Annotated in this window: 15 protein-coding genes and 1 pseudogene; 3 read left to right on the top strand and 13 right to left on the bottom strand. The window is 60.7% G+C overall.

What is annotated here, in order from left to right:
* The first annotated feature begins 136 nt into the window (after positions 1-136).
* Genes ACWHXD_RS19385 through ACWHXD_RS19375 form a run of 3 tightly spaced genes read left to right on the top strand, consistent with a single transcriptional unit; the run spans position 137 to position 3398 of the window.
* The gene (locus tag ACWHXD_RS19385; protein WP_499084471.1) at positions 137-1396 is read left to right on the top strand and encodes a tyrosine-type recombinase/integrase; all 1260 of its coding nucleotides are present in this window, start codon (positions 137-139) and stop codon (positions 1394-1396) included.
* The gene (locus ACWHXD_RS19380; protein ID WP_499084469.1) at positions 1393-2385 is read left to right on the top strand and encodes a tyrosine-type recombinase/integrase; all 993 of its coding nucleotides are present in this window, start codon (positions 1393-1395) and stop codon (positions 2383-2385) included. The genes ACWHXD_RS19385 and ACWHXD_RS19380 overlap by 4 nt, the downstream gene beginning before the upstream one ends.
* Complete coding sequence (locus tag ACWHXD_RS19375; RefSeq protein WP_499084468.1) at positions 2382-3398, top strand: tyrosine-type recombinase/integrase; 1017 nt, start codon at positions 2382-2384, stop codon at positions 3396-3398. The genes ACWHXD_RS19380 and ACWHXD_RS19375 overlap by 4 nt, the downstream gene beginning before the upstream one ends.
* 223 nt (positions 3399-3621) lie before the next feature.
* Here the strand turns inward: ACWHXD_RS19375 and ACWHXD_RS19370 are convergent.
* From ACWHXD_RS19370 to ACWHXD_RS19310, 13 genes and pseudogenes are all read right to left on the bottom strand, one after another.
* Positions 3622-3846, bottom strand: a pseudogene (locus ACWHXD_RS19370) (JAB domain-containing protein); the annotation flags it as partial.
* 212 nt (positions 3847-4058) lie between these two features.
* A complete protein-coding gene (locus ACWHXD_RS19365) occupies positions 4059-4316 on the bottom strand; it encodes a hypothetical protein (RefSeq protein WP_499084466.1) in 258 nt (85 codons plus the stop codon).
* A gap of 71 nt (positions 4317-4387) precedes the next feature.
* On the bottom strand, positions 4388-4969 hold the full coding sequence (locus ACWHXD_RS19360; RefSeq protein ID WP_499084465.1) for an STY4534 family ICE replication protein: 582 nt from the start codon (positions 4967-4969) through the stop codon (positions 4388-4390).
* Between the two features lie 941 nt (positions 4970-5910).
* Complete coding sequence (locus ACWHXD_RS19355) at positions 5911-7878, bottom strand: DNA topoisomerase III (RefSeq protein WP_499084463.1); 1968 nt, start codon at positions 7876-7878, stop codon at positions 5911-5913.
* A 211-nt stretch (positions 7879-8089) separates the two neighbouring features.
* Positions 8090-8557, bottom strand: coding sequence for a single-stranded DNA-binding protein (locus tag ACWHXD_RS19350; protein ID WP_499084462.1), 468 nt, complete (start codon positions 8555-8557; stop codon positions 8090-8092).
* The gene (locus ACWHXD_RS19345; RefSeq protein ID WP_499084460.1) at positions 8554-9072 is read right to left on the bottom strand and encodes a DUF3158 family protein; all 519 of its coding nucleotides are present in this window, start codon (positions 9070-9072) and stop codon (positions 8554-8556) included. Before ACWHXD_RS19345 ends, ACWHXD_RS19350 begins: the two co-directional genes overlap by 4 nt.
* Positions 9069-9824, bottom strand: a complete 756-nt coding sequence (locus ACWHXD_RS19340) for a PFL_4669 family integrating conjugative element protein (protein ID WP_499084458.1) — start codon at positions 9822-9824, stop codon at positions 9069-9071. Before ACWHXD_RS19340 ends, ACWHXD_RS19345 begins: the two co-directional genes overlap by 4 nt.
* Positions 9825-10268: 444 nt before the next feature.
* A complete protein-coding gene (locus ACWHXD_RS19335; RefSeq protein WP_499084455.1) occupies positions 10269-11498 on the bottom strand; it encodes an STY4528 family pathogenicity island replication protein in 1230 nt (409 codons plus the stop codon).
* Positions 11495-12043 (bottom strand): DUF2857 domain-containing protein, encoded by a 549-nt coding sequence (locus tag ACWHXD_RS19330; protein WP_499084454.1) that lies wholly within the window; start codon positions 12041-12043, stop codon positions 11495-11497. Before ACWHXD_RS19330 ends, ACWHXD_RS19335 begins: the two co-directional genes overlap by 4 nt.
* Entirely contained in the window at positions 12040-13659 is a 1620-nt protein-coding gene (locus ACWHXD_RS19325; RefSeq protein WP_499084452.1) for a ParB family protein, read from the bottom strand. The genes ACWHXD_RS19330 and ACWHXD_RS19325 overlap by 4 nt, the downstream gene beginning before the upstream one ends.
* Positions 13660-13669: 10 nt before the next feature.
* The gene (locus ACWHXD_RS19320) at positions 13670-13885 is read right to left on the bottom strand and encodes a hypothetical protein (RefSeq protein WP_499084451.1); all 216 of its coding nucleotides are present in this window, start codon (positions 13883-13885) and stop codon (positions 13670-13672) included.
* Entirely contained in the window at positions 13885-15231 is a 1347-nt protein-coding gene (gene dnaB / locus ACWHXD_RS19315) for a replicative DNA helicase (RefSeq protein ID WP_312830519.1), read from the bottom strand. The genes ACWHXD_RS19320 and dnaB overlap by 1 nt, the downstream gene beginning before the upstream one ends.
* Positions 15228-16073 (bottom strand): ParA family protein, encoded by an 846-nt coding sequence (locus ACWHXD_RS19310; RefSeq protein ID WP_312830520.1) that lies wholly within the window; start codon positions 16071-16073, stop codon positions 15228-15230. Before ACWHXD_RS19310 ends, dnaB begins: the two co-directional genes overlap by 4 nt.
* Positions 16074-16075: the final 2 nt, after the last annotated feature.

Genomic DNA, 16075 nt, shown 5'->3' with positions numbered 1-16075 from the left:
ATGTGCCCCGTTTTCTTATGTGCCCGAAGGTAGCCACACCGGCGTAGATCAAGGGTTTCGGCCCAGCATCAGGGCACATAACCGCAAGCCAAGCGCAGCATGACATCTCCTTCGCTTTTCTAGAGAGGTGGTTGTCATGTTGGAACATCACTTTCGGTCGTTCAAGGCGATTGACCGCATCAAGGCCCTGTGGCTGGGCCCGCAGATCGAGCGTTACGTCCAGTCGCTCGATGAGCAGCACACGTCCAATGACACGGTTCGGCAGCATGTCCGGGCGCTCGCGCACTTCAACAATTTCGCCATCGCAAGAGGCGCTACGCAGTTGCAGGAACTTCCCGATCATGTCGATCCTTTCGTCGAACGATGGAAGGCCGAACATGGCGGCTGGTGCAAGAACGCCCAGGACAGGGCGGCAGTTGTCGCGCAAAGCCGTATTCCCGTGGAGCGGATGTTGTGCGTGGCCTTGTCCGGCTACACGCGACCGAGCAATAAGCCCGCCATGCCGTTTTCCATCTCCGTCCCGGGCTTCTTCACCTTTCTGGTGGAGGAGAAGGGGTTGCTCCGTACTACGCTGCACAACTACATCTACACGCTGCGTCCATTCGAGTCGTACCTAGCGCAAGCCGGTATCGCCTTGGCCGGACTGACGCCTGCTTGCATCACCGATTTCCTCAGCGAGCGCGCAAAAACCCTACACAAATCCGGCATGCTCAACAGCGCAGGGGCCTTGCGTGTCTTTCTCCGCTATCTGCACCGAGAGGGCATCGTGGTCACGGATCTCGTGCGCAGTGTGCCGCGCGGGCGCAGCTACAGGCAGGCCTCCATTCCTCGCGCCATTCGCTGGGAGGATGTCAAGCGACTGCTTGCCAGCATCGATCGGCGCTCGGACCTGGGCAAGCGCGACTATGCCATTCTGGTGCTGCTGGCCAGCTATGGGCTGCGTGCCAGGGAGATCGCGGCCCTCTGCCTGGACGACTTTGACTGGAAGCACGCCCAGGTCAGCATTCCCATGCGCAAAGGCGGGCACTCGACCCGCTATCCACTCTCGGCGACAGCCGGCGAAGCGGTCATTGAGTATCTGCAGGTTCGACGCACCGACGTGGTACATCGCCAAGCCTTTCTCACGGCCAGATCGCCCTACGCGCCCATGCAGCACACCACGGTTTCATCGATGGTCGGCATCCGACTACGAGCCGCCAACATCCAGGTGTCCCGAGCGGGATCACACACCCTGCGCCACGCCTGTGTGCAGCATCTCGTCGAGGCCGACGTCCCGTTCAAGGTCATCGGCGACTACGTCGGCCACCGCAACCCGGCCTCCACACTGGTCTACGGCAAGGTGGCGCTGCACAAGCTGCGCGAACTGGTCATCGCAACCGCGGAGGACGTGTTATGACCGCCCACTGGAATGGTTTTCACAGCCCCCTCGCATCTCACATCGAACAGTACTTGCGCGCCAAGCGGGCCATGGGATGCAAGTTCGCCAACGAAGACCGCCAACTGCGTCTGCTCGACCGGTTCCTGGATGAGCAAGACATCGACAGCATTGAGGCGATCGATGCCGGATGCCTGCAGGTCTTCCTGGTCTCCCGTCATCGCACCAACCCACGCAGCTACAACAACTTGCTGGGCAATGTGCGACGGCTGTTCGACTGGATCGTCAGTCAGCAGTTGCTCGCGGCGTCCCCTGTACAAGCCAAGGCGCAGCCGCAGACGGCCCGGCGGCTGCCTTTCCTGTTCCCGCCCGAGGCCATCCGACAACTGCTGGTCCATGCCAAGGCATTGCAGGACAACTCACGCGCGCCGCTGCGGGGCGCCACCTACGAGATGATCTTCGCCTTGCTGGCCGGCCTCGGCCTTCGGGTTAGCGAGGTAGCCCGCCTGCAATGGGGCGACGTGGACCCGGAGCGCGAAGTCCTGGAGATCCGAAACACCAAGTTTGGCAAGGACAGGCTGGTGCCATTCGGCCCCAAACTGGCCGCCAGGCTGCGCGGCTATTTGGCCCTACGCGAGGCGCGAGGTTATGCCTGCGCGGGTGCCTGCTTCCTGTTCTCCTGGAATGGACGAGATCCCATCAGCACGAACAGCATCCGCAATACGTTCCGCGATGACCTCCTGCCGCAATTGGCTCTGGATGTCCCGGCCGGCGTCTTCGGACCGCATGTCCACGGACTGCGTCATTCGTTTGCAGTCCGAACGCTGCTGAGGTGGTATCGCCAGGGGATTGCGCCTGCCGATCGCCTGCATCACCTGTCGACCTTCCTCGGACACCTCAACCCAGCCAGCACGGCCGTGTACCTGACTATCACCAGTGACCTGCTCAGTGCTGCCAACCAGCGCTTCGAGGCCTTTGCACCGTTGCTTGCCGAAGAGGTGGAGCCATGAAACTCCAGAGTTTTTCATCGGTCATCCATGGCTACATCCTAGACTACCTTCCCCGGCACAAGGGCTTGCAGCCCAGCACTATCCGCAGTTACCGCGAGAGCCTGCGCCTGTTTCTGGTCTTCGTCGCCGGAGCGCATCACCGGGGCGTAAGTGAACTGGAGCTGGAACATCTGGACTACCACGCGGTGCTAGCTTTCCTGCGCAACATGGAGGTCGAACGTGGCAACGCCATCAGCACGCGCAACCAGCGCCTGGCGGCGCTGCACGCGCTCTACGAGTACATCGGCCGCACAGTCCCCGAGAGGCTACCGTCCTGCGCAAAGGTCGCGGCCATTCCGATGAAGCGCTGCCCGCTGCCGGAGATGAAGTTCCTGGCACGCGATGAAGTCGAAGCCTTGTTCGCCAGCATCCCCGCTCAGGACAGGCTTTCGATACGCGATCGCGCGCTCTTGATGCTGCTGTACAACACGGGGGCACGGGTCTCCGAAGTAGCCCAGTTGACGGTCGGCCAGCTCGATTTGCAGTCGCCCGCCCAGGTTCGATTGCTGGGCAAAGGCTTGAAGTGGCGGACCTGCCCCTTGTGGAGCCAGACGGCGAAGGCCTTGCAAGCCATGCTGGACGAACGCGCCGCCTCCTTGGGGCCAACCGAGCCGGTGTTCGTTGGGACGGGCGGAGCGCCGATGACCCGCTTCGGTATCTACAAGCGCATCCGCCACCTTGCGCAGGCCTGGGAGGCCTCGGCCAAGCCCTTTTCGCAGGTCCGGGTCACGCCGCATGTGTTTCGGCATACCACCGCGGTTCATCTGCTCGAAGCTGGCGTCGAGGTGAATGTCATTCGGGGCTGGCTGGGGCACGTCAGGCTGGAGACGACCAACCGGTATGCCGAGATCACCATCCGCATGAAGACCGATGCTCTGGAGCTGTGCGAGCCCGTCGCTGCAAGCCTGGAACGCTCGCGAAAACCCACGTGGCAGGACGATGCCGCAATGCTGGCCTGGCTGTCGTCCTTGTAGTCGCTACCCGCTGCCGGGCTGGGCGATCTGCTTTCGCTTCGCTTGATCGTCCAGCCTCACAACAACCATCTATCTACCGATCGGGCGGGGATTCGCCGTCTTGGCGGCTCGCCCGTTATGTCTCCTACGACTGGGCAGAAATCCTTGATCTACGCCGGTGTCACCGCCTTCGGGCACATAAGAAAACGGGGCACATAAGTGTCATTTTGTGGCGCGCCACAAAATGAACCAAAATGGCAGCTGCCGCGTTATGCGCCATGGATCGCTTAACAACCTGTCGCGGGTAAACGCTGGCGCCGTCAATGCTGCCGTAAAACAGGATTTCGAACGCCAGCACCCGGTGCTTGGCATCGAGAAAAATCACCCCGAAAACTTCGTGCTCTTGTTGCGCAAGATGCAGTTTGAGATAGGCCGCCACGGCGTTAGGTGAGGCCAGGTCGGGACCGCGGGAGAACAGTCGACGATCCAGAATATGCAGGGCTTCGTCGACCACCCGGTTTTTCCTGGGCAATACGATCGGCCTCGAAATCCGTGTGTTCAATCAGCATGAGTTGTGTGCCCATGATAGTGCCTCCGATGGGATAATCAGGGGAGGCACTCCAGGGGAGTGGTCTCCCCAGGTGGGTATGAAGTCGCGGGCGTTAGCCGATGTCGCGTCGTTTACAACCGAGTGTATCGGTGCCGTTGACCCGACCGGGGCGAACCACAACCATCACAAGGCAGCGAGGAAAAGCTGTTGATCCCCCAGCCGGCCTCGGCATCGAAGTCGGCACTGAGGGGCATCAAGTGCATCAGTCCCCGTTGGATAACGGCGAGGCGTTTTTCGACTTCATCCGTCGTGTAGTAGAGCGATAACGCGCTGTAGTCCTCGTAAGCAGCAGCGAACAGGCAGTCGTCGCAAAGCCAGAAGGATTCCATGGCGGTGCTCCTGTGCTGAGTGAAGAACAGGCGCTCGACGGAGCGCCTGGGTGAGGAACATCGTGCACTGTTCAGACGGACTGAACGGTGTGGGTAGCGTCACGGCCAGCGGTGTGTGGAGTGGGTTGGGTTTCAGGTTCGAGCTGAGCCTCGGTTGGGATTTCGCTGACTTCAGCTTCAGCATCGGCCGACGTTGGAGAAGACTCATGATTGGGCGCGTGCTCAGCAGGGACTGTGGCTTCCTGCCGGACGGATGCTTTGTACTCGAGTGTGCCGTTGACCTTGATCCAGTCGATGAAGAGCAAACGACCTTTCAGACTCGCGCCCGGCTGGCCCTGTCTCTCACCTTTCTCGTAGAGAAATGGATCGATCCACAGATCACCGATACGAAACGACAGCAACACCTTTTTCTCGGCGTTGACGGCGTCCATATAGAGACGAATCAAGCGTTCAGCTTCGCCGCCAGCGACCTTGCAATCGAAGCGGGTGTATTCCACCGCATCGGTGGCACCGTGTAGGGCGGCGATATCGCAGGCCATGAACGGCTGGCCGCGGCGGACTTGTACTTCACGAACACGGTTGAGGTAGCCAATACCGACGGTGTGCAGGTTGAAGTAGGTGGTGGCTTCTTGGGGTTGGTTGGTGTGGGCCATGATGGTTCTCCTGTTTCAAGGAAAAACGGCGACGCACACTCCCTGGGCGGGAACGTGAGCCCCCGTCAGGGTGGGTTAACTAAAAGTCAGCAATGAACGACCCGCCACCGGCAAGCCGATGAAGAGCAGGACACTGCATCTGGGAATAGCGGTACGGCAGAAGAGCGTCCGCGGGAAAAGTCCGAGGACTTGGGGGAGTGGGCATTCATCACCGCTGAAGCGGTAACCGTGTGAGCTTCCGAACGCTGATCGCACTTGGGTCAACCACCACGAACGTGGCGTAGCCTTGAAGGTTTCGGCTACCTGGGCTGGGCTGTCAACGACAGCGAACCATACCCTTTCTATAAACCTGGCAATGTAGCGCGTCAAGACGCTGCAAGCCGATTTTTGACACCTGGAATACCGCGGTAATCACTGGAATGAAAAAAGTGAAGAGGGGGCCTGGCAGGGCGCCAGGCGCGGAACAGAAAAGCCACCTTTGACGGTCTTGCGCAGTCAACAGCTCCTCGCAAAGCTTGGTTTCACTGCGTCACGATTCGCCAACCAACCCTTGTCGTGGCCTGGGTCGGAACCTGCTGGCACGCATCCGCGCACAAAGGGTGCCCAGTGTTTCCCCGGTGGGCTCCGGGGCTGAATACGATCGCTGAAGCGGATGACCGCTATTGCCTGGCAGCGGCAACAGTGGTCATCCGCCACCACGATCAGGTCGAGCATGAAGTGGGAACATTATTCCACTGAGAAGAAGGCCCCGAACTCTGAGAGTCCGACCGAGCTGCCCGGAGCTAATCGGTCTTGGGTCGCCATTGGCGATGCACCGGAGTTACTACAGCAGAGACGGCGCGACAGCGTCAAGTCTGAGGCTAACACCGAGGTACCGCCGAGCGGTACGGTCAATCGTTCCACCCTTTCCCCAAGAACAATCCTGATACCTTGATGGCGCATCATTGGCGATTCTTGTCTTTTTTGAGGGGTAAAGTCCCCTTGCATGCGGGGTACTGGCAACACGACCAGAACAGTCCCGATTTCCCCTTACGCTGATGCATCGCCTCATTGCAAACCGGGCATGCCGGACCGGCTTCGACAGACACCGCCAAGGTGAGCGTCCCACAGTGTTCGATCAGTTGCGCAATCCAGCTCGCCTGCTTGGCAACGAACGCCTCGAGGGTCAGGCGTCCCGCTTCGATTTCGTCCAGGGCCTGCTCCCAGATCGCGGTCATCCCCGGATCGGCGACTGCTGCCGGTACGGCCTCGATCAGGGTGTGGGCCGCTGCTGAGGCCATGAGGGCGCGTTTGTTTTTTAGCAAATAACCACGGTCGATCAAACCCTTGATGATACTGGCGCGCGTGGCTTCGGTGCCGATGCCCGTGGTGTCGCGCAGTTTCTGTTTCAGGCGGGGATCGTTGACCAACTTGGCCACGTTTTTCATGGCCTTGATCAGCTCGCCCTCGGTGAGGGGTTTGGGGGCGGTGGTGCGCAGGGCCTTGAGTTCGACGTCGCTCACGGGGCACTGGGTGCCCTGTTGTACGGCGGGTAATACCTGGGTCTTCTGACGGGGCTCATCATCTTCGGCGCTGTCGTCGAGCAAGCTTTTCCAGCCGTGGACCAGGATCTGTTTACCAACGGCTCTTAACCGCTGGTCACCGCACTCCAGTTCGACCTGGGTGCGATCAAACTCATGATGCGGGAGAAATTGCGCCAGGTAATGGCTGCGGATCAGCTCGTAGACCTGGCGCTCTGGCTCGGACATCCGCGCCAGGTTGGCCGGTTCGGTGGTGGGGATGATGCCGTGATGCGCGGTGACCTTGGCATCGTTCCACGCCCGTGAGCGCAACGAGCGATCAAGTCTTCCGAATGCGGCCTGCAACGCTGGATCGGTGGTGAGCAGGGCCTCAAGGACTGCAGGTACCTCGTCAAACATACTCTCCGGCAAAAAGCGGCAATCACTGCGCGGATAGGTGGTGGCTTTGTGGGTTTCATACAGGGCCTGGGCAATATTCAGGACTTCCTGAACACCGAGCCCCAGCTTGCGCGAGCAGACTTCCTGCAGCGTGCTCAGGTCGAAGGGCAGGGGTGGCGCTTCGCGGCAATGCTCGGTCTGCAGCGAGAGCACCGTGGCGATCTTGCCGGCAGTGATCGCTTGGACCGCCTGACGGGCAAGTGCCTGCTGCAGGCAACGACCCGCTTCATCCCGTTCTGAGCTGGGCGGTACCCAGGACGAGCTGAAGCGCTGCTCCATCGAGGACAGGTGCACGGCCACGTCCCAATAAGGCACCGGGGCAAAACTGGCAATCGCACGATCCCGATCGACCACCAGGCGTAGGGTCGGAGTTTGCACCCGTCCCACCGACAGCACTCCGTCGTAACCCGCGCGCCGGCCGAGGAGGGTGAACAGCCGACTCAAGTTCATGCCGATTAGCCAGTCGGCGCGGCTGCGGGCGAGGGCTGCGTGGTAGAGCGAAAAGGTCTCCTCGCCGGACTTCAGTGCGGCGAGTGCCTTGCGAATCGACGCCTCGTTGAGCGCCGACAACCAGAGGCGCTGAAGGGGCCCTTGATAGTGGCAGAGCTCCAGTAACTCGCGGGCAATCATCTCACCCTCACGGTCGGCGTCAGTCGCGATGACGACGCAGGAGGCTTCGCTGAGCAGGCGCTTGATGACGTTGAACTGTGCGGCAGTTTTGGGCTTGACCACAACCTTCCATTGCGCGGGAATGATGGGTAGCTGATCCAGCGACCAGCTCTTGTACTGCGCGCCATAGGCTTCGGGCGAAGCAGCCTCGAGCAGGTGGCCGATGCACCAGGTGACGGTGGTGTCGGTGCTGATCAGGCAACCATCACCGCGCCGGTTGGCACCGAGCACTTTGGCAATGTCTCGACCTTGAGAGGGTTTTTCGCAGAGGAATAAACGCATAACACTGCTCCAGATGGGGTCCAGAGCAGCGTCATGGGAAACAGCTGGGGCGGGCTATGAGAAACCTGAATCCCAGGCTTCCCGCATTAGTCATGGCGGGAAGCCAGGCATCGGAGGGTGATTGTCAGGCTCACGAGAGACGAAGCACCACTGTCGCGGGGTGTCGCGCAGAGGAGCAAATGGCATGCCGGTCTCTATCAATACTGACCGATTACGCCTTGCGTTTCCTGGGTTTTGCGGCGGGTGAAGTACTCTGGCCATTGGCCGGCTCAGGGCTTTGCTCAACGTGTTTTCCAGGCGTTGCCTGTTCACTGGAACGTTCCCGCATGACCACACTTTGCACGCGGTGCGGCAGAATGCCGACGCGCCGGGCCTCGATCTTGAAGGTCACCCGCGCGTTGTCTTCGCTGTCCTCCCACTCGTCCTTGATCGTGCGGCCCTCGACCAGAATGCGCATACCTTTCTGGTACAGCGAGCTCCAGTGTTTGGCCTCGCGGTGCCAGAGTTCAACCGGTGCCCAGTACCCGCCGCGGTCTTCATAGCTGCCATCGCGGGGTACGGGGTTGTCGAAATACACATTCAGCCGGAGCAAACGGCGTGGTTCGTCATTGCCCGAGGTAAACTCCTGGAATTCTGGCGCACTGCCGATGTTGCCTTCGCCGACGAAAAAAGTACTCATCGTGATACCTCCACTGCGGTTGTGAGTTGGCGCAGCAACTGCTCGGCGCTGGCCATTTTGATCGCGCAGGTGCTGGCCTGGCGAAAGAGCGAATGCACCACGCTCATCTGTAGGTTCAGGGCAATGCGCTCGCATTCAAATCGGTGCAGCCCTTCGCGCATGGTCTGTGGCAGGGCTGGGTTGGCCATTTGCTGCTCCCAGACCGCAACGCCCATGCGGGCAAAGTCACGGGTGCGCCAGCGTAGAAAGGTGCTGCCAGCGCTGGTATTTTGCAGCACCAGACGCATATCCAGCAGTGAGTAAGGCGCACGTCCGGCCTGCTGCATGAAGGCCTCCATCAACCGGCATAACTGCGCCTCGATGTCCCTCGCTACCTGCGCCAGGTGTTCCAACTCCCCCTTACCCTTAAAAGGTTTTAAAAGGCCTTTTAGGGAGGCTGCGTGTTCGAGCTGTCGATAGGCATCCGGTGTCAGCACGTCGAGGGGCATCGATTGCGCCGGGGTCATGGGATTCATGCTTCACCCTCCGGCTCAGGCATGCTCGCTGGCGGATCTTCCGCGTCCTCTATTCGTGTCTCAGTGTCAGTCATGGGTACAGCACTGCCGCGAACGATCGGCGGAGCAAACTGCGAGCGACGCAGGCCTTCGAGAATGTCCTGCGGCGGCAGGCCGAACTTATCGATGGCCTCATGGGCTCGGGCGTTGTTCGCTGCCATGTCATCCCGGGTGACGCCGGCATGCCGAAAGCGTTGCGCCAGGCCGAACAGGCTGCGCAGCAGATGGGCACCGTTGTCGATCCAGGCTTCCAGGTCGACGCGTCCGATCAGCGCGGTGTGATGGGCCAGTAGGGTGCGGCGCACCAGGGTGTCGTAGTCAGTCAACAGGTAGACCGCCAGAAAACCCAGCTGACTGCCGATGTACAGCGGTAAGGTCACCGGATGGATGTTGAGGTTGTCACTCATGTCGATCTGGGTCGGCAGGTCCTGTTTGACTTGATCCAATTGCTGAGTCAGTTCCAGCATTCCGACCTTGGCCTGCAGCAGTTTTTCTTCGAGTTGCAACATGGCCCAGTCGGCGTAGGGATCGTCGTGAGCCGACGTCTGTTTGATCAGGTTGGTGACACTGATATAGCCGGCCATGCCCATGATCGGGTGAACGCCTTCGCGTGCCGTCCGGCCTTGCCAGATACGCGCGGCATGGTGGGTGTGCAGGGTCAGGGTGATGCTGCTGCGCAATGAGCCCAGGTTGAGTTGGTAGTGGTCGGCCACGGTATTGTCCTCGCAGGTGCTTGGGCGAAAGCATTGCGTCGGATGCTGTGCAAGGGCAGCCCAAAAGCTGAATGCGGTCTGTTCGGTTTGCCGAAGGTAGATGGATGCCGCTGATCGCTTACGGGCGTGATGCCTGTGGCATCAAATCCATTGAGGTCCAGGGTCGGCACGGGGCCACTGTCCTCCAAAGGATCTGGGGCCTCAGGGCGGCATCCGTCTTGATGCCAGTGGCATCAAATCCACTGATGTCCATGATCGGTTCGGGGCAACTGTCTCCCAAACGATCCGTTCCCCAGGGTGGAATCCGCCTTGATGCCACTGGCATCAAATCCACCAACGTCCACGATCAGCCCGATGACCTAACGAGTCGCTGAGTCGGTTGCTTTCCACGAGTGAAATGGGGCGCGCGGCGAGCTTGATTTGATGCCAGTGGCATCAAATCTACTAACCGCCAAGGTGTTTCGTGGGGAGCTGGCGCAACTCATCCAGGCAGGCTTGCACCAAGGGTGATAGGGGCTCGCCCGGTTTTCTGGATCGCGGTGATGGTGGTGGTGGTGGTGGTGGTGGTGGTGGTGGTGGTGCAGTCAGGCCTGAGCTGACGACGGGTGACGGTGCTGACTGACCCGCCCAAGGATGGAATTCACCGCGTAGCGCACGCTGGATCAGCCCCATCAGGTACGCGGTGGGTTTGCGGATGCCGCCGGCCGCGCAGCGGGCCCCCGCCTCGTTCAACACCGCCTGGCGATCACTGGGCTCCAGTTTGTTCAGCGCAATGAGCGCGGCCTGTTGCTCGTCTGGGCTCAGATGCAACGCAGAGGGCCACTGCAAGGTCGGCTTTTCCATAGCGGAGCTCACGTGCAGTACAGTACTAATACTTTCTTTTAATACAGTACAGGCGGCGTTCGGATTCCCAACGCTGCCGTGAATGTTGGGTTGCAGACCTGGTTCGGACTCCGAACTGGGGGTCGCACGAATCCGAACGGCGGAGACGTTGCCCAGTTCGGATTCGTGCAGGGGGACGTCGGGTACGGATGTATCCAATGCGTGCTGTGCCAAGCGTTCACCCAAGACATCCAGTCGTGTGGGCAGCCGGTGCTGATCTATATCGGTATCCCGCTGAACTTCCTCCAGAACGTGCTGGGCAACGATACGGACGTTCTTGGCGGCGTGCCCGAGGCAATGCCCGACCAGTTCTAAATAGTCCGGATCCAGTTCCATGGCTTCGGCAGGGGTCAGCGGCTCGTCGTGCAGCACATACAGCGAACCTTGCAGGCGCCCAGTGGTGGGATCGCGTCCACGCGCCACCAAACTGAGCCAGCGGGTGAGCCGGAGCACGGTGAGCACGCGGGCGATGGTCTCGCGGGAAGCCACTGGGCCATAGGGAACGGTTGACAAATAAGGCTGCAAATCCTGGTAGCGGGGGGTGGCCAAGCCCCGACCGTCCAATAACAAGCGAGACACCTGCCAGGCGTTGCGCTCTAGCGGCGTCAAGCGACTGTCCAGCAGCAGGCGACGTGGCACAGTATCGAGGGATTGGCCGCTGTACAGAAAGCCGGCCTGCAGGCCGTAGACGGAAGGTTTGGGGGACGGAGGACGGGCAGGCCACTGATCTTCTAACTGTCGGGCGCACTGTTGCAGCACCCGTCGCCAACGAGAGGTCGCCATAGCATTCACGGCTGAGGGCTGTGTTGCGCGATTTGCTGCCAGACCATCACCAGACTGATCTGTTGTTCTTCGGCCAGCATCATCATCGCGTCGAGTTGATCCTCGGCACCTTCCTGCTCACGCAACTGGCACCAGCGCCGCCAGAGCGCATGCTCTTGCGCTTCGCTGAGGTGATGAGGACGGCCCTTACGGGTTTCGATCTTCAGCAGTCGGCGACGCATGGCGGTTTCCGAATGGGCTAAGCCGAAGCACTGATACATGATGGTGCTGCTAGCACCCAGTTTGAGGGCCCGGTTGATCAGTCGTTCGTTCCGTTCGTCGCGCTCGGCTTGCTCAATCAGGCGCCGCAGCACCGGTGAATCAATGCGGATTTCGACCCAGGACACGCTGGCATGGGCCAGTCGCGACAAGGTGGTGGGCGGTAAGGCTTGCAACAGGGTGAGATCGTCTTCGCCCAAGCCTAACGCTTTGCAGCGCTGCAGGTTGCCCTGACGCAGCTCATGCAGCACTTGAGTCAGCATGGCCTGATTGAGCAGGTTGAAGGACAGGCTCATGACAGTTCCTCCGAAGGGGCGAGCGAAGGCTCAAGCGTCTGATCGATCAGGCATCGGGCCAGGCGGATAAGACGAAAGAGCTGGATCAACTGTTCGTCAGCCAGCCGCTCCAAGCCCACGTTCAGGGCGGGGCGATCATTCAGCGGGACCTCGTAGACACCAATGAGCAACTGTCCAAACAGAGCCGCTGGCAGTTGTTGACGATCCTCCCACTGGACGTCGTCATGAGCTCGCAACAGGGCGGTCAGCAGCAGCTGAATGCCGGTGGCCCGGGGTGAACTCCGCTCAAGCGGTTCCATTCGCAGGGCATAGCCGAGCCCGTCCAGCTGCTCGACCACGCTGTCGGCCTGTCCGGCGTACCTCGCCAGGTCCCGTGCCAGGTTGAAGATGGCGGTGCGTAACTGTTCGGGTGTGTCGTGCGCGGGTGTGATGTGCCAGAGATCACCTACCGAGTGAAACCCGTCAGCCTGGACCGGAGCGGGGGCACCGGCAGGTTGTTCAAGGTCTGACAACGGCTCGTTCATGGTCTCGCGAGCGATCAGCTCGCGGATGTTCTGTACCCGTGAAAGGGGATTGGGCGACGGCGCTATCTGGGCGTCCGTCTGCGCAGATGACTTCGCTGTTGTTTCGTCATCGGGAAGCTGAGAGTCAGGGGAGGAGGGGCGAGATTCGAGAGCGGGTGGGGCTGACGCGGGCTGGTTCGAGGATCGGCCGAGTTCGGGCGACGGGCTGACCACGATGCCTGGTAGTGGCTGGGGGCGTTGGCTGTCGGTCAGTTCCAACGCCAGCATGCGATAGGACTGCCCGAGCAATTGGCTCATCCGCTCAAGGAGTTCATCCTGAACACGCTCGACATCAAAGCCCTCCGGTTCGGCATCGAAACTGCTCAAGGTGTCGAGCCAGAACTCGTTGAATGCATAGGCGGTCGACGGGTAGCGGCTCCAGGTCTGCTCGGCCTGGCTGCGGAGGCCCATCAGGCGCTCGACCTGGGGTTTTCCCAAACCGGCATAGAGCACTTGTGGAATGGCCGGCAGCAGGTGTTCCAGAGTGCCGAGCATCCGGCTGAGGTGCGACTGTGAAATCGGATAACCGCCTGCTGCTAGGCGGGTGGCCAATTCGCGTTGGGGCAGCGAGGCGCCATCTTGTTCGAACATGGCCTTGAGTTTGGCGACCGCCAGCGCCCGTTCGATAAAGGTGAGCTGACCGTGCAGATCACTTTCGGCCAGATGGCCGATCAGGGCGGTGATTTCATTGCTCCAGGGTTTGAACAGGCAGTGAATGCGAAAAAAACGTTCGTCACGGCTCTCATGCCACAGCTCGCCGAGAATCGCCAGGCGGGTATTACCGCCATTGCGAATGATGAAGGACGTCTCGCCGGGACGACGGGTGATCGGGGGAGGCTGATCCAAACCACGTTCGCGGATGGAGGCCTTCAGATCGTCGTACAGGGGATTACGAAGGAAACGCGGGTTGTGTTCATACGGCCGTAGCTGCTCCAGAGTCACCAGCATAGGCGTATCGACGATAGGGTCGACGGCTTGATCCACCTCAAGGCGGTGCCCGAAGTGGCCGGCCAGCAGCTTGCCGGTGATGTCCTCCTGAGTCGGCTTTTTCATTCTGCTAGCCTCATGAGTGTGGGTGGCCCAAGGAATCACCGACTTGGAATCGGACTATTTCGACCGTCCCTGAGCGTTCAACGTGCTGGGACAGTTCGAGCAGAAACTCACTCATGGTCGGGCGCCCGCCTCGCAGGCGAAACACCACGGTGCAGTATTCTTCGTTCACAACATTCAGCGCCGGATGCTGAGTCGGTAGGCAGGTTTGTGAAAGGGCTTGACGCATCAGGAGGCTCCTTGCCAAACGCTGTTGGCATGCAGGGAGGTAAAGCGGGTTTGCTCGGCCATGAACAGGACTCGCAGGAAACCGGTCGGACCATTACGGTGCTTGCCGATGATCAGTTCGGCGGTGCCGCGATCGGCGCTCTCGGGGTGGTACACCTCATCGCGGTAGACGAAGATGATCAGGTCGGCATCCTGCTCGATGGCACCCGATTCGCGCAGGTCAGCCAGTACCGGGCGCTTGTTGCTGCGCTGCTCCAATGATCGGTTGAGCTGGGAGAGGGCGATGACCGGGCAATTCAGCTCCTTGGCCAGCGCCTTGAGACCTGCGGATATCTCGGCGATCTCCAGATTGCGAGTCTCGCGCCCCGGTGACCGCATCAATTGCAGGTAATCGACCATCACCAGGGCCGGCGGACCAAAGCGGCGAGCCGCGCGCCGGGCACGGGAGCGCAACGCCATGCAGGTCAAGGCCGGGCTGTCGTCGATGATCAAGCGCTCCCCATAGCCCTGCAGTTTGGCTGCGGCAGCCGTCAGGTGTGGCCAATCGTTGTCGCTCAGTTGGCCTTTCATGAGATTGGCCAGCGAGAGATGCCCCAGAATGGCCAATAGCCGATACACCAGCGCCCGAGCCGGCATTTCCAGGCTGTAGATCTGCACCGAAGCGCCGAGGCGAGCCGCGAGGGCGGTTTCGACAAAGTTCAGCACCAAACTGGTTTTACCCATCGATGGGCGTGCCGCGACCACCACCAGGTCGGCCGACTGAAAGCCGGCGGTCTTGAGGTCCAGCTCAACCAGCCCACTGGGGACGCCGGTGGTGATCTCGCCACTGTTGAAGTGCTGGTCGATCTCCTCGATCACCCCCAGTAGGCAGTGATTCAGATCGACGAATTCTTGCCGTTGTTGCGCCTGACCCAGCGCGAACAGCCGTTGCTCAAACAGCTCCTGGACCAATTGGCTGTTGGCTTGCGGTTCGGCGGCTTCGCGGCTGCAAGCGAAACCGAGCTGGATCAGTCGGCGCAGGTGGGCCCGTTCGCGAACAATCTCGGCGTAGGTCTTGATATTGGCCACTGAGGGCGTGTTTTTGGCCAGCTCGCCCAAGTAGGCGAGACCACCCCATTCGGGCTGATCGGTGAGTTGTTCGGACAGGGTCACCACGTCGAAAGGTTTGTTTTGCTGCGCCAGGACCGCGATGGCTTTGAAGATCGCCCGATGCTCGGAGCGGAAAAAGTCCTCGGCCATCAGCCGATCGGCCAGCAAATCCCACGTGCTGTTGTCCAGCATCAGCCCGCCGAGTACACCTTGCTCCGCTTCGAGTGAGTAGGGGGGCGTCAGGTTGGCGATGGTCATAACGGCCTCTCCGCACTGGGGCCGACCGTCGAGATAACGGCCTGCCATTCGGGGAACAGCTCGATGGCCAGGGCTTGCAGGGTTTCCAGTGCTGAGGGCGAGCGTCGACCGCTCGGACGTTGCGTTTCGACCCGGTGAACCGGCAGGCCCAGTGAGGCGGCATTCACGTAGACCACCCGATTGGGGATGACGGTGTTCAGCACTGCAATCGAGGTGGCTGCTGGGAAGCTTTCCCGTAATCCACGTACGATCATCCGCGCATCCAGCCTGACCAAGTCCACTTGGTTCAGCAGCAGGCGCAACGGAGGCACGGGGATGCCGAGGTGGCGGAAGGGCTCCAGGTCACCGAGGAGTTTCAGTGTGCCGCGACTCAGTTCACGGGCAGCGAGCATTTCCGGGTTGATCGGGGTGAGCGCCAGGTCAGAGGCGAGGACCGCCATTTCCAACAGCACGCTACGCGCGCCCTGCGTGTCAATCAGCAGTAGGTCATAATGATCGCGAAATCCATCCAGCAGGTGGCGCAGACGCAAGCGTCCATCCGGAGCATGCAACAACAACGTGTTGAGTTGTCCCTGATGGTCGTTGGAGAGAATCAGGTCGAGGTTATCCAGCCTTGTGCGGGAAATGATCTGGGGGGGATCAGTCAGGTTGAGCGCTATCAGCTCATAGGCCCCCGCTGGTGCGGCATGGCCCAACGGGTAGTAATTGGACAGCGTGGGCTGGCTGTCCAGATCCAGCAATAGCACGCGTAGGCCGGCATCGGCCAGGAGGCCGCCGAGATTGGCGGTCACCGTGGTTTTGCCCACCCCCCCTTTGGTGGATATTACCGACACCACGCGCATGG

The sequence above is a fragment of the Pseudomonas fjordensis genome, assembly GCF_976987115.1.
This window is presented reverse-complemented; position numbering and strand designations above follow the sequence as displayed.

Excerpts from the sequence above, each read along its gene's own strand:
- ACWHXD_RS19385 (WP_499084471.1), top strand. The coding sequence starts at position 137 with ATGTTGGAACATCACTTTCGGTCGTTCAAGGCGATTGACCGCATCAAG.
- ACWHXD_RS19380 (WP_499084469.1), top strand. The coding sequence starts at position 1,393 with ATGACCGCCCACTGGAATGGTTTTCACAGCCCCCTCGCATCTCACATC.
- ACWHXD_RS19375 (WP_499084468.1), top strand. The coding sequence starts at position 2,382 with ATGAAACTCCAGAGTTTTTCATCGGTCATCCATGGCTACATCCTAGAC.
- ACWHXD_RS19365 (WP_499084466.1), bottom strand. The coding sequence starts at position 4,316 with ATGGAATCCTTCTGGCTTTGCGACGACTGCCTGTTCGCTGCTGCTTAC.
- ACWHXD_RS19360 (WP_499084465.1), bottom strand. The coding sequence starts at position 4,969 with ATGGCCCACACCAACCAACCCCAAGAAGCCACCACCTACTTCAACCTG.
- ACWHXD_RS19355 (WP_499084463.1), bottom strand. The coding sequence starts at position 7,878 with ATGCGTTTATTCCTCTGCGAAAAACCCTCTCAAGGTCGAGACATTGCC.
- ACWHXD_RS19350 (WP_499084462.1), bottom strand. The coding sequence starts at position 8,557 with ATGAGTACTTTTTTCGTCGGCGAAGGCAACATCGGCAGTGCGCCAGAA.
- ACWHXD_RS19345 (WP_499084460.1), bottom strand. The coding sequence starts at position 9,072 with ATGAATCCCATGACCCCGGCGCAATCGATGCCCCTCGACGTGCTGACA.
- ACWHXD_RS19330 (WP_499084454.1), bottom strand. The coding sequence starts at position 12,043 with ATGAGCCTGTCCTTCAACCTGCTCAATCAGGCCATGCTGACTCAAGTG.
- ACWHXD_RS19325 (WP_499084452.1), bottom strand. The coding sequence starts at position 13,659 with ATGAAAAAGCCGACTCAGGAGGACATCACCGGCAAGCTGCTGGCCGGC.
- ACWHXD_RS19320 (WP_499084451.1), bottom strand. The coding sequence starts at position 13,885 with ATGCGTCAAGCCCTTTCACAAACCTGCCTACCGACTCAGCATCCGGCG.
- dnaB (WP_312830519.1), bottom strand. The coding sequence starts at position 15,231 with ATGACCATCGCCAACCTGACGCCCCCCTACTCACTCGAAGCGGAGCAA.
- ACWHXD_RS19310 (WP_312830520.1), bottom strand. The coding sequence starts at position 16,073 with ATGCGCGTGGTGTCGGTAATATCCACCAAAGGGGGGGTGGGCAAAACC.